Below are 12,984 nucleotides of genomic sequence, written 5' to 3'. Positions count from 1 at the left end.
CGGGGGCAGATGCAGGCGTGCAAATGCGGCACAATTTGCGCCTCATTGTTTTCTCCGGATGGCACGCCCCCATGACCGACCTTCTTTCGATAGCACCCCGCGACAAGGCTGAAATTCTGGCCCAGGCGCTGCCTTATATCCGCAAGTTCCATGGCAAGACCATGGTCATCAAGTATGGCGGCAACGCCATGACCGACCCCGACCTGCAGGCCGACTTTGCCGAGGACGTGGTGCTGCTCAAGCTGGTGGGCATGAACCCGGTGGTGGTGCACGGGGGCGGTCCGCAGATCGAGACAGCGCTCAACCGCCTGGGAAAGAAGGGCCATTTCATCCAGGGCATGCGCGTGACCGACGCCGAAACCATGGAAGTGGTGGAGTGGGTGCTGGCCGGCGAGGTGCAGCAGGACATTGTGGGCCTGATCAACCAGGCCGGCGGCAAGGCCGTGGGCCTGACGGGGCGCGACGGCGGCATGATCCGCGCGCAAAAGCTCAAGATGGTGGACAACAAGGACCCGAGCATTGAGCACGACGTAGGCCAGGTGGGCGACATCGTGTCCATCGACCCCAGCGTGGTCAAGGCGCTGCAAGACGATGCCTTCATTCCGGTCATCAGCCCCATTGGTTTTGGTGAAAACAACGAAAGCTACAACATCAACGCCGACGTGGTGGCCAGCAAGCTGGCCACGGTGCTGCAGGCCGAAAAACTGATGCTGCTGACCAACACCCCCGGCGTGCTGGACAAGGCGGGCAAGCTGCTCACCGACCTCACGGCGCGCGAGATTGACGCGCTGTTTGCCGATGGCACCATTTCGGGTGGCATGCTGCCCAAAATTGCGGGTGCACTGGATGCGGCCCGGGCTGGCGTGAATGCCGTGCACATCATCGACGGCCGCGTGCCGCACGCCATGCTGCTGGAGATCCTGACCGATCAGGCCTACGGCACCATGATTCGCAGCCACTGATATGCCCCCCCTGAGTCGCTTCGCGCCATCCCCCCCAAGGGGGACGCCGCCAGCGCGGCGGGGCGGCCCTTGCGCGTCGGCTGCTGGCCTCGGCCGCGCCAGTGTCACGGGCCACGGCCAGGTGGGGGACGCTCGTTCGTACCAGCAACTGCGAGCCACCCCTGGCGCAGGGCGGCACTGACATGCGCTTGTTGCTGGTCGAAGACGACGTCATGGTGGCCAGCGGCATCAAGCTGGGGCTTACCGATGCGGGTTATGCCGTCGATTGGGTGGGCAGTGGCGAGCGCGCTGAAGAAGTGCTGCGCACCGAGTCGTTTGATGCAGCCATCATCGACATCGGCCTGCCTGCCATGGATGGGCTTGAACTCACGCGCCGCCTGCGCCGCCCCGGCATGGCCAGCCCCGCCATGCCGGTGCTGATTCTCACGGCCCGTGATGCCTTGCACGACCGGGTGCAGGGGCTGGACCTGGGCGCTGACGACTACATGGTCAAGCCCTTCGAGTTGCCCGAGCTGCTGGCGCGGTTGCGCGCGTTGTTGCGGCGCTCGCAGGCGGCCACCACGGCGGTGCTGAGTTTTGGCCCGCTCGAGCTCGACACGGCGGGGCGCCGCGCGAGCATCCGGTCGAACGACACCGAGCAGGTGATTGATCTCGGCCCGCGCGAATGGACGGTGCTGGAATACCTGCTGATCCACGCCCCCAAACCGGCCAGCAAAGACAAACTGCTGCAGGCGCTGACCGGCTGGGACAAGGAAATCACGCCCAACGCTGTCGAGGTGTATGTGTCGCGGCTGCGCGGCAAGCTGGAGCCCCATGGCGTGGCCCTGCGCTCGATTCGCGGCTTTGGCTACCGGCTGGAATTGCAAGCGCAGTAAACCTGGGCACCACCATGCAGCGGCCCCGACTTCGCGCGATGACCTCCGATCTGCGCAACCGCCTGCTGATGCTGCTGGTGCTGCCCCTGATGGCGCTGGCCACGGTGGGCGTCTGGCTCGACTACCGCTCGGCAGACGAAGCCGCAGGGCGGCACGATCTGCGCCTGTTGCGCCTGCTGCCGGCCCTGGCCGATTCCGTGCTGGCCCCGCCCTTCCTCGACCGCGAACCGCCCTTGCTGCTGCTGGCCCCGCCGGTAGAAGATTTCCTGCGCCAGAACGCGGGCTATGCGGCTTACAGCGTGCGTGACACCACGGGCCGGCTGCTGCTGGGAGAAGGCTGGGTGCATGGCGGCGTGCCCACCACGCAGGCGCCTGAGTTTCACAGCATGGAGTATGGCGGCGTCACCTACCGGGTGGCGGTGCAGCGCGGGCGCACGGGCGCCGGCGAGCTGGTGGTGGCGCTGGCCGATGGGTCGGATCCGCGCCAGCAATGGGCGCAGCAGTTGCTGATGCGGGTGCTGTTGCCCAACTTGGTGCTGGTGACGGCGGCGGGGCTGGCCATTCACTGGGCGGTGCGCCGGGCCTTCAAGCCGCTGGTGGACCTGGCGGATGCCGTGGAGCGCCGCTCCCCCCGCGATCTGAGCCCGATCGACGAAGCCGCATCGCCCTCCGAGGTGCGCCCTTTGGTGCACTCGCTCAACCGCCTGTTTGCCTTGGTGAACGCGCAGGCAGAGGGGCAGCGCCGCTTTGTGGCCGATGCGGCCCACCAGTTGCGCACGCCGCTGGCCGGCCTGCAGGCCCAGGTGGAGGCATGGGCCCTGATTGCGCGCGCCTCGGTGCCAGCGCCGTTGTCGCTGAATTTTGATAAAAAACACCCTCTAGCCCAACAGCAAAAAGCGCAAGGCGCTATTTTTTTAGGAGTCGATGAAATCGAAAAGCTGCGCAACGCCACCCGGCGCACCTCGCAGCTGGCGCACCAGTTGCTGGCGCTGTCGCGCGCCGACGCGCGCAGCCTGGATGCCCAGCCTTCCCAGCGTGTGGATTTGAAGGATTTGTGCGAATCCCTGCTCGAAACCTTTCTGGATGCCGCCACGGGCAAGGGGCTCGACCTGGGGCTTGATGTGCAGTCGGTGCGGGTCACCGGTCATGGCTGGCTGCTGCGTGAACTGCTTTCCAATCTGGTGGACAACGCCATCAAGTACACGCCCGCTGGCGGGGTGGTCACCATTCGCTGCGGTGTGCGGCGCAACGCCATGAACCCTCCCCGGGTTTTTTTGCAGGTGGAAGACGATGGCCCCGGTGTCCCTGATGCCGAGCGCGGGCGCGTGACGCAGCGCTTTTATCGGGTTCCCGGCACGGTGGGCGAGGGCACTGGCCTGGGGCTGGCCATTGCCGACGAAATTGCCCGCGTGCACCACGCCGCACTCACACTGGGAACTGGCAGCCAGGGTCGCGGGCTGGTGGTGGCTGTGGTGTTCCCGCCCGAGCCGCCGATTGCCTGAGCCAGAGCCACCGGGCCAGACGCGCGCCAGACGCGTGCCGGGGGTGCCGAAGGGCTGTGCGAGAATCATTTCCATACATGATTTACGCCCTGCCCAAGATCGCCAAAAGCGCTCACTGCCCGTCCAGCAAGCCTTGGCCGTGCGGTTTTCTTGGGATCAGTGTTTCCATTCCTCCCCACCAGCATGTCTGAACTTTTGCCCATCCCCGAGCCAGTCACCACTGCCGATGTGGGCGACAGCCCAGCGGCGCGCAAGCGGCCCAAGCCCGGCGAGCGGCGCATGCAGATCCTGCAGACACTGGCCGAGATGCTGGAGCAGCCCGGGGCCGAGCGCATCACCACGGCGGCGCTGGCCGCGCGCCTGTCGGTAAGCGAGGCAGCCCTGTACCGCCACTTCGCCAGCAAGGCCCAGATGTTCGAGGGGCTGATCGATTTCATCGAGCAGGCCGTGTTCACGCGGGTGACGCAGATTGTCGGGCGCGACCCGGCCGATGCCGCGCAACCTGCCGAGGGCGGCGCCCACCAGGCAGCGCGCGTGGTGGCGCTGCTGCTGCAGTTTGGTGAGCGCAATCCGGGCCTGGTGCGCGTGATGGTGGGCGATGCGCTGGTGCTGGAGCACGAACGCCTGCAGCAGCGCATGAACCAGTTTTTCGAGCGCATCGAATCCTCGCTGCGCCAGTGCCTGCGCGCAGCAGCAGGCGCGGCAAGCTCCTCCACGCCCACGGTGGACGCCCAGGTGGCCGCCAGTGTGCTCACGGCCTTTGCGCAGGGCCGGTTGCAGCGCTACGCACGTTCGGGTTTTCGGCGATTGCCAACCGAATATCTGGACGCTAGTCTTGCGTTGTTGATCCGGCCCGATGCGGCTTGAACTGTTTGCGCCGGGTTTGCCTGAGCGGTAAACGGCGCTCAGGCTGAACTGAGGTATCAGGGCGCCAGAGCCCTGATGCACTGAAGGCGCTGCCGCCAGCAGCCCGGCCGCCCGCAGCATGGCGGTGGCGTGCGAACAACGCCCGGTGCGATAAGACCCAAATTGTTTGGGGGACTTTCGGCACCGGTTCAAAAATACTGCAAAATAGCACGAACGTTCGTTTTATTTTTGCGCATGCCTTCACCTACCCCATCTCGCCAAGTCACCCGTATCCCGCGCGCTACCAGCGGCACGGGCCGCGCGTTGCAAAAAGGCCAGCAAACCAAGGCCGTCATTGTGGATGCCGCCCTGGGTCTGGCAACGCACATTGGGCTGGAAGGGCTGTCGATTGGCGCGCTGGCCGATGTCACGGGCATGAGCAAGTCGGGCGTGTTTGCCCACTTTGGCTCGCGCGAAGAGCTGCAGATCTCGGTCATCCGCGAGTACCACAACCGGTTCGAGCAGGAAGTGTTCTATCCGGCCATGAGCTCACCGCGCGGCGTCGCCCGTTTGCGGGCCATGTTTGACAACTGGATGAAGCGCACCTCGATCGAAATCGACTCGGGCTGCATCTACATCAGCGGCGCCATCGAGTTTGGCGACCGCACAGGCCTGGTGCGCGATGCGCTGGTCAGCTCGGTCATGACCTGGCACGCCGCCATGAAGCGCGCCATCGAGCACTGCAAAGAGCTGGGCCAGCTGCGCGACGAGGTCAGCCCCGAGCAGATGCTTTTTGAAATTCACGGTCTCATCCTGGCGCTGCACTACGAAGCGCGTTTTCTGCAAACCCCCGGGTCCATCGATCGGGCCATCACGGGGTTCAACAACATTCTGGCCCGCTGCAGCCAACCGGCTGCGGCAAAGGCCCTCACCCTTTCCACCCAAACCATCAAGGAGTAACCCCATGCCTACCTACACGCCGCCCCTGCGCGACATGCAATTCGTCATGCACGAAGTCTTCAAGGTCACCGACGAGTTCAAGGCCATGCCCCAGCATGCCGAGGTGGATGTGGACACGATCAACGCCGTGATCGAAGAGGCAGGCAAGTTCGCCTCCGAAGTGATCTTCCCGCTGAACATCAGTGGCGACACAGAAGGCTGCACGCTGGACAAAGTCACCCACGAGGTCAAGACCCCCACGGGTTTCAAGGAAGCCTACGACAAGTTCGTCGAAGGTGGCTGGGCGGCGCTCTCCTGCGACGCCGCCTACGGTGGCCAGGGCCTGCCCTTTGTGCTGAACCAGTGCCTGTACGAAATGATGAACTCGGCCAACCAGGCCTGGACCATGTACCCCGGCCTGAGCCACGGTGCCTACGAAGCCCTGCACGCGCACGGCACCGACGAGCAAAAGGCCCTGTACCTGCCCAAGCTGACCAGCGGTGAGTGGACCGGCACCATGTGCCTGACCGAACCCCATTGCGGCACCGATCTGGGCATGTTGCGCACCAAGGCCGAACCCCTGGCCGATGGCACCTACAAGATCACCGGCAACAAGATCTTCATCTCTGCAGGCGAGCACGCCATGGCCGCCAACATCGTGCACCTGGTGCTGGCCCGCCTGCCCGATGCGCCCAAGGGCAGCAAGGGCATCAGCCTGTTCGTCGTGCCCAAGTTCAACGTCAAGGCCGACGGCTCTTTGGGTGACCGCAACCCCATCTACTGCTCGGGCCTGGAGCACAAGATGGGCATCCACGGCAACGCCACGGCGCAGATCGCCATCGACGGCGCCATCGGCACCCTGGTGGGCAAGCCGCACAAGGGCCTGGCCGCCATGTTCGTGATGATGAATGCCGCCCGCCTGGGCGTGGGCAACCAGTCGCTGGGCCTGACCGAAGTGGCCTACCAGAACGCGCTGGTCTACGCCAAGGACCGCATCCAGATGCGCAGCCTGTCGGGCACCAAGGCCAAGGACAAGGACGCCGACCCGATCATCGTGCACCCCGACGTGCGCAAGATGCTGCTCACCGCCAAGGCCTACGCCGAAGGCGCCCGTGCCCTGCAGATCTATTGCACGCTGCTGCTGGACAAGGTGCACAGCCACCCCGATGAAAAGGTGCGCGCCGAATCCGAAGAACTCGTGGCGCTGCTCACGCCCATCGTCAAGGCCTTCATCACCGACAACGGGCACACCGCCACCAACGCCTGCATGCAGGTCTACGGCGGCCATGGCTTCATCAAGGAATGGGGCATGGAGCAGTACGTGCGCGACAACCGCATCAACATGATCTACGAAGGCACGAACACCGTGCAGTCGCTCGACCTGCTGGGCCGCAAGATCCTGGGCAACAACGGCGCCACGCTCAAAAAGCTGGGCAAGCTGATTGGCAAGCTGGTGGAAGAAGAAGGCGTGAACGAGAAGATGGCCGAGTTCATCAACCCCGTGGCCTACCTGGGCGACCAGATGACCAAGTTCACCACCGAAATCGGTTTCAAGGGCCTGCAAAACCCCGACGAAGTGGGCGCTGCTGCCGTGGACTACCTGCGCGTGGCAGGCCACCTGGTGTTTGGCTACTTGTTTGCCCGCATGGCCCAGGTGGCACTGCGCGAAATCGCCGCCGGCAATACCGACCCGTTCTACGGCGCCAAGCTGCAGACGGCACGTTTCTACTTTGCCAAGCTGTTCCCCGAGACCGCCACGCTCATGCGCACGGCGCGTGCCGGCAGCAAGGTGCTCATGGACACCGACCTGGCCCTGGCCTGATACGGTGTTGCCGTCAAACGGGTAACGCCGTTGGGGCGCCGCGCCGTGCTAGCGCATGGCCTTCGGCGCCCCGGCTGGTTATCCGGTTGAATGCAAAGCCGGATGAATCCCCGCCAGCACGAATTTCAAGCCTTTTAGTACTGGAACCCTTATGTATAAAGCGGTAGCAGCTATTATTATTGTAGCGTTTTCGGTGCCTGCATGGGCCCAGATGACACCCGAGGGTCTGTGGCGCAACATCGACGACAAGACCGGCGAGGCCAAGGCCGAAATCCGCATCCGCGATAACGCAGGTGCGCTGACCGGTGTGCTCGAAAAGCGCCTGGCCAAAGACGCCAAGCCCGACGACCTGTGCAAGGAATGCAGCGACGACCGCAAGGACAAGCCGCTCTTGGGCCTGGAGATCATCCGCGGCGCCAAAAAGGCCGAAGGCAAGGATGTGTGGGAGGGCGGCAAGATTCTCGACCCCGAGAACGGCCGCAACTACACGCTGCGCATGACACCTGTCGAGGGTGGCAAAAAGCTCGAAGTGCGCGGCTCCATCGGGCCATTCGGCCGCACGCAGACCTGGGTCCGGGTCCAGTAACGGCCACTGCGTTGCCCGCGCACGGCGCGGCAACGCCACAACAAGGAACAAAAGACATGTCCCGATTTATCGAAACCCGCGCTACGGCTCGTTTTCAAGTGAAGAAAGTCGCCGTCCTCGGCGCAGGCGTGATGGGCGCGCAGATTGCTGCGCACCTGGTCAACGTCAAGGTGCCCGTGGTGCTGTTCGACCTGCCGGCCAAGGAAGGTGCCAAGAACGGCATCGTCACGCGCGCCATCGACAACCTCAAGAAGCTCAAGCCCGCGCCGCTGGGCGTGGCCGACGACGCCGCATTAATCGGCCAGGCCAACTACGAAGAGCATCTGGAGCAGCTGCGCGACTGTGACCTCATCATCGAGGCCATCGCCGAGCGCATGGACTGGAAGCTCGATCTGTACACCAAGATCGCCCCCTTTGTTGCACCGCACGCCATCGTGGCGTCCAACACCTCGGGCCTGTCGATCACCAAGCTCTCCGAGGCGCTGCCCGAGAGCATCAAGCCGCGCTTTTGTGGCATCCACTTCTTCAACCCACCCCGTTACATGACGCTGGTGGAGCTGATCAACACCCCCACCACCGCCCCCGAAGTGCTCGACCAGCTCGAAGCCTTTGTGACCAGCGGCCTGGGCAAGGGCGTGGTGCGCGCGCACGACACGCCCAACTTCATCGCCAACCGCGTCGGCATTGCCGGCATGCTGGCCACCATGAAGGAAGTCGAGAACTTCGGCCTGACCTTCGATGTGGTGGACGACCTCACGGGCAAGAAGCTCGGTCGCGCCAGCAGCGGCACCTTCCGCACCGCCGACGTGGTGGGTCTGGACACCATGGCCCACGTCATCAAGACGCTGCAGGACAACCTCAACGAACAAAGCGATCCGTTCTACGGCAGCTTTGAAACGCCCGCCGTGCTGAAAAAGCTGCTGGAGCTGGGCAACCTGGGCCAGAAGACCAAGGCCGGTTTCTACAAAAAGGTGGGCCGCGATGTGCTGCGCTTTGACCTGGAAGCCGAAGAGTACGTGCCGGGCGGCCAGAAGGCCGACGAGGTGTATGGCCGCATGCTCAAGAAGCCCGCTGCCGAGCGCCTGAAGCTCCTGCGCAATGCCGAAGGCGCGCAGGGCCAGTTCTTGTGGGCCATTTTGCGCAACAGCTTCCACTACGCCGCCGTGCACCTGGGCACCATTGCCGACAACGCGCGCGACGTGGACTTGTGCCTGCGCTGGGGCTTTGGCATGCAGCAGGGCCCGTTCGAGCTATGGCAAGAGGCTGGCTGGCTCGAAGTGGCCAAGATGATCCAGGAAGACATCGACGCCGGCAAGGCATTGAGCAAGGCGCCGCTGCCCGAGTGGGTGTTCAAGGGCCCCGTGGCCGAGGCCGGTGGCGTGCACACCGCGCAAGGTTCGTGGAGCGCTTCTGCTAACAAATTCATAGCGCGCCGCGCTTTGCCTGTCTACGAAAAGCAGCATTTCCCTGAAAAACTGCTGGGCGAGTCGCTGCCCGACTTCAAGACCGCTGGCAAGACGCTGCACGAAGACGACGCCATCCGCCTGTGGACGCTGGACGACGAGGTGCTGATTGCCAGCATCAAGACCAAGATGCACGCCATCAGCCCCGACGTGTGCGAGGGCCTGAATCTGGCCGTGGAAATGGCCGAGAAGGATTTCCGGGGTGTGGTCGTCTGGTCGGGCAACGAGCCGTTCAGCGTGGGCGCCGACCTGCAGGCCATGCTGCCCGCCTTCATGGTTGCTGGCGTCAGCGCGGTCGAGGGTGCCGAGCACGAAATGCAGCAGACCATGCTGCGCCTGCGCTACGCCAATGTGCCCGTGGTCTCTGCCATCCGTGGCATGGCCCTGGGTGGCGGCTGCGAGCTGGCCGTGCACTCGGCACGCCGTGTGGTGCACATGGAAAGCTACATTGGCCTCGTCGAAGTGGGCGTGGGCCTGGTGCCCGGTGCCGGTGGCCTGACCTACATCGCGCGCCGTGCGGCCGAGAACGCCGAGACGTCCACTGGCAAAGACCTGATGCCCTTCCTGACCGAAGGCTTCACCGCCGCCGCCATGGCCAAGGTGGGCACCAGCGCACTGGAATCGCGCAAGCTGGGCTATGTGCTGCACAGCGACGTGATCGTGCCGCACAAGGACGAGCTGCTGTATGTGGCCATCAACGAAGCCAAGGCCATGGCCAACGGTGGCTGGCGTGCCCCGCACAAGCGCCTGTTCCCGGTGGCGGGCCGCAGTGGCATTGCCACCATCAAGGGCTCGCTGGTCAACATGCGCGACGGCGGCTTCATCAGCGCGCACGACTTCCATATCGCCAGCCTGATTGCCAACGTGGTGTGTGGCGGCGACGTGGACGCGGGCACGCTGGTGAGCGAGGAATACCTGATGGCACTGGAGCGCAAGGCGTTCTGCGCGCTCATCGAGCACCCCAAGACGCAAGAGCGCATCCTGGGCATGTTGTCCACCGGCAAGCCCGTACGCAACTGACCGCCCGCATGAGCGAACACGCCCCCAACAAACTGCAGCGCTCGCTGATGCGCCTGGACGAGGCCCCCGCTTTCATGCGGGGCTTTGTGCAGAACATCATCTTGCGCCGCGCCGTGCCGTTTACCGGCACGGCCGGGGTGCAGTTTGTGTCGCTGACGCCCGAGCGGGTGGAAGTGCGCCTGGCCAACGAGCACCGTGTGCGCAACCACATCGGTAGCGTGCATGCCTCGGCCATGAACCTGCTGGCCGAAACGGCCACGGGCATGGCGGTGGGCATGAACGTGCGCGACGACTGTCTGCCGCTGGCCAAAGAGTTGAGCATGGCGTTCAAAAAGCGCGCCACCGGTGCGCTCAAGGCCGTGGCCACGCTCACGGCAGAGCAGCGTGCGGCCATGCAGGCCAGCGACAAGGGCGAGGTTCAAGTCAAGGTCACCGTGACCGACGAAACCGGCGTGGAGCCGGTCGAATGTGCATTTACGTGGGCCTGGGTTCCATCCAGCCGCCCCGCCAAGAATTGAAGGAGTTTCACCATGGCCAAACAAGTCCAGGAAGCCTACATCGTCGCGGCTACGCGCACGCCCATCGGGCGCTCGCACCGCGGCTTCTTTCGCAACATGCGCCCCGATGACCTGCTGGCCACCACGCTCAAGGCAGCGCTGGCAGCCGCGCCCGGTCTCGACCCCGCAGCGATTGAAGACATCATTTGCGGCTGCGCCATCCCCGAGGCGCAGCAGGGTCTGAACGTGGCGCGCATTGGCGCCGTGCTGGCGGGCCTGCCCACCAGCGTGGGCGGCATCACCGTGAACCGCTTTTGCGCATCGGGCCTGTCGGCCGTGCAGATGGCGGCCGACCGCATCCGCGTGGGCGAGGCCGAAGTCATGATCGCCGCCGGTGTGGAAAGCATGAGCATGGTGCCCATGATGGGCAACTCGCCCAGCCTGTCGCCCACCATTTTTGAGCGCGAAGGCGACGTGGGTATTGCCTACGGCATGGGCCTCACGGCCGAGAAGGTGGCCCAGCAGTGGAAGGTCAGCCGCGAAGCGCAGGACGAATTTGCGCTGCAGTCGCACCTGAAAGCCCTGGCCGCGCAAAAGGCCGGTTACTTTGCCGACGAGATCACGCCCATCGAAGTGACCGACCGCACGGCCAACCTGGAAACCGGCGAATCCATCGCCCGCACCCGCACCGTGAGCCTGGACGAAGGCGCGCGCGCCGACACGTCGCTGGAAGGCCTGGCCAAGCTGCGCACGGTGTTTGCGGCACGCGGCTCTGTCACGGCGGGCAACAGCTCGCAGACCAGCGATGGCGCAGGGGCTCTGATCCTGGCCAGCGAATCGGCGGTGAAGCGCTTTGGCCTCACGCCGCTGGCGCGTTTTGTGAGCTACGCCGCCAAGGGCGTGCCACCGCACATCATGGGCATTGGCCCCATCGAGGCGATCCCTGCGGCGCTGCGCTATGCCGGCCTCAAGCACCAGGACATCGACTGGTTCGAGCTGAACGAAGCGTTTGCCGCGCAGTCGCTGGCGGTGATGAACACGCTGGGGCTGGATGCGTCCAAGGTCAACCCGATGGGTGGCGCGATTGCGCTGGGGCATCCGTTGGGGGCTACCGGTGCCATCCGGTCGGCGACGGTGGTGCATGCATTGAAGCGCAACAAGCTCAAGTACGGCATGGTGACGATGTGTGTAGGCATGGGACAAGGCGCCGCCGGCATCTTCGAATCTGTTTGAGTTGACTGGCTACCGAGCGGGCGATCTGCGTCGTTGGGCGGTGCTCGCCATCCTCACGTACCGCAAGTACGTTCCGGTGGCTCCGCTCCGTCCGCCTAGCAGCTCATCCCGCTCGCTACGCCCTTGAGGGCGGGGTTTGGGGGCATGAGCAGGGATAGGCAGGTCGGGTTTGGCAGCTCAGTGCGCCCCCGACTGTTCGGGCTGAGCTTGTCGACGCTAGGGCGCTGCCTCCGCCACCGTTCCGACTGAGCCTGTCGAAGCCCTGTTTCGGGGCGTGGCAGGCGTTTTCATTTCAAACCGGCACAGATCGGTGTTGAGCCAGGAGACAGACATGAACAAGCAAACCTTGCAGGTGAACGGCGCCGTAGTCTTGGCACTGCGCGTGTACGAGCCCGCGGGCGCTGCGCGTGCCAGTGTCGTCATTGGCGGGGCCATGGGCGTGCGGCAGTCGTTTTACGAGGCCTTTGCACGCTGGATGGCGCAGCAGGGGTTTCGGGTCACCACGTTTGACTACCGGGGCCATGGCGATTCGCTGCACGGGGCCATGCGCGATGTGAAGGCCGATCTGTTTGACTGGGCGCAGGACTACGAGGCGGTGATCTCTGCGGCCAAGGCCGCGCTGCCCATGCAGCCCTTGTACCTGCTGGGCCACAGCCTGGGCGCGCAACTGCCGGGCCTGCTCAGGAAGCCCGGGCAGGTCGATGGCCTGCTCAGCGTGGCGGCGGGCAGTGGCTACTGGCGCGATAACGCGCCGAAGCTCCGGCGCGTCGTTCCGTATTTCTGGTGGGTGCTGGTGCCGCTGGCTACGCGGCTGTGCGGGTACTTTCCGGGGCGCGCGCTCAAGAAGGTGGGCGACCTGCCGTCCGGGGTGATCCTGCAGTGGCGCCGCTGGTGCCTGCACCCGACCTACAGCGTGGGGGCCGAGGGGGCTGCCGTGGCACAGAGCTATGGCGCGGTGCGGTTTCCGGTGCTGGCCTTGTCGATGGCCGACGATGAGCTGATGACGCTGCGCGGCACGCACAACCTCGTCAACCTGTATGCCAACACCGAGCGCCGGGTGGAGAGCATCTCCCCGGCAGAGCTCAAAGTGCGGCGCATCGGGCATTTCGGGTTTTTTCGCGACCAGTTCCGCCAGAGCCTGTGGCCGCGCGCCGTGGCGGCGCTGGCCCAGCTGGGTGGCGGTGCGGCGGTGGGCACACCAGTCGCCGGTACGACGCTTTAGCGCCCCATTTCGCGGCA

11 protein-coding genes are annotated in these 12,984 nt (G+C 64.9%); all 11 read left to right on the top strand.

All coding sequences use genetic code 11. From position 1 onward, the window contains the following. Window positions 1-71: 71 nt before the first annotated feature. The 11 genes from argB (at window position 72) to K226_RS0100940 (ending at window position 12,967) form a co-directional block, all read left to right on the top strand. The gene (gene argB, locus K226_RS0100990) at window positions 72-962 is read left to right on the top strand and encodes an acetylglutamate kinase (RefSeq protein WP_024813012.1); all 891 of its coding nucleotides are present in this window, start codon (window positions 72-74) and stop codon (window positions 960-962) included. A 182-nt stretch (window positions 963-1,144) separates the two neighbouring features. Further along, window positions 1,145-1,837, top strand: coding sequence for a response regulator transcription factor (locus tag K226_RS0100985; protein WP_024813011.1), 693 nt, complete (start codon window positions 1,145-1,147; stop codon window positions 1,835-1,837). A 38-nt stretch (window positions 1,838-1,875) separates the two neighbouring features. Beyond that, window positions 1,876-3,339, top strand: coding sequence for a sensor histidine kinase (locus tag K226_RS0100980; RefSeq protein ID WP_024813010.1), 1,464 nt, complete (start codon window positions 1,876-1,878; stop codon window positions 3,337-3,339). Window positions 3,340-3,522: 183 nt separating this feature from the next. Next, entirely contained in the window at window positions 3,523-4,206 is a 684-nt protein-coding gene (slmA, locus tag K226_RS0100975) for a nucleoid occlusion factor SlmA (RefSeq protein WP_024813009.1), read from the top strand. Window positions 4,207-4,440: 234 nt separating this feature from the next. Then, window positions 4,441-5,145 (top strand): TetR/AcrR family transcriptional regulator, encoded by a 705-nt coding sequence (locus K226_RS0100970; RefSeq protein ID WP_024813008.1) that lies wholly within the window; start codon window positions 4,441-4,443, stop codon window positions 5,143-5,145. A gap of 4 nt (window positions 5,146-5,149) precedes the next feature. Next, entirely contained in the window at window positions 5,150-6,946 is a 1,797-nt protein-coding gene (locus K226_RS0100965) for an acyl-CoA dehydrogenase C-terminal domain-containing protein (RefSeq protein ID WP_024813007.1), read from the top strand. 151 nt (window positions 6,947-7,097) lie between these two features. Further along, complete coding sequence (locus tag K226_RS0100960; protein WP_024813006.1) at window positions 7,098-7,532, top strand: DUF2147 domain-containing protein; 435 nt, start codon at window positions 7,098-7,100, stop codon at window positions 7,530-7,532. A 56-nt stretch (window positions 7,533-7,588) separates the two neighbouring features. Next, window positions 7,589-10,015, top strand: a complete 2,427-nt coding sequence (locus tag K226_RS0100955; protein ID WP_035240787.1) for a 3-hydroxyacyl-CoA dehydrogenase/enoyl-CoA hydratase family protein — start codon at window positions 7,589-7,591, stop codon at window positions 10,013-10,015. A gap of 8 nt (window positions 10,016-10,023) precedes the next feature. Continuing rightward, window positions 10,024-10,533 carry a DUF4442 domain-containing protein gene (locus K226_RS0100950; protein WP_024813004.1) on the top strand — a complete coding sequence of 170 codons (510 nt, stop codon included), beginning with the start codon at window positions 10,024-10,026 and terminating at the stop codon, window positions 10,531-10,533. A 12-nt stretch (window positions 10,534-10,545) separates the two neighbouring features. Further along, complete coding sequence (locus tag K226_RS0100945) at window positions 10,546-11,745, top strand: acetyl-CoA C-acyltransferase (RefSeq protein WP_024813003.1); 1,200 nt, start codon at window positions 10,546-10,548, stop codon at window positions 11,743-11,745. Window positions 11,746-12,076: 331 nt separating this feature from the next. Beyond that, window positions 12,077-12,967 (top strand): alpha/beta fold hydrolase, encoded by an 891-nt coding sequence (locus K226_RS0100940; RefSeq protein ID WP_024813002.1) that lies wholly within the window; start codon window positions 12,077-12,079, stop codon window positions 12,965-12,967. Window positions 12,968-12,984: the final 17 nt, after the last annotated feature.

This window comes from Acidovorax sp. JHL-3 (assembly GCF_000526295.1).
GTDB lineage: Bacteria > Pseudomonadota > Gammaproteobacteria > Burkholderiales > Burkholderiaceae_C > Acidovorax > Acidovorax defluvii.
Note: the sequence above shows the minus strand (reverse complement) of the source record. Positions and strands in the feature narration are given on the sequence as shown.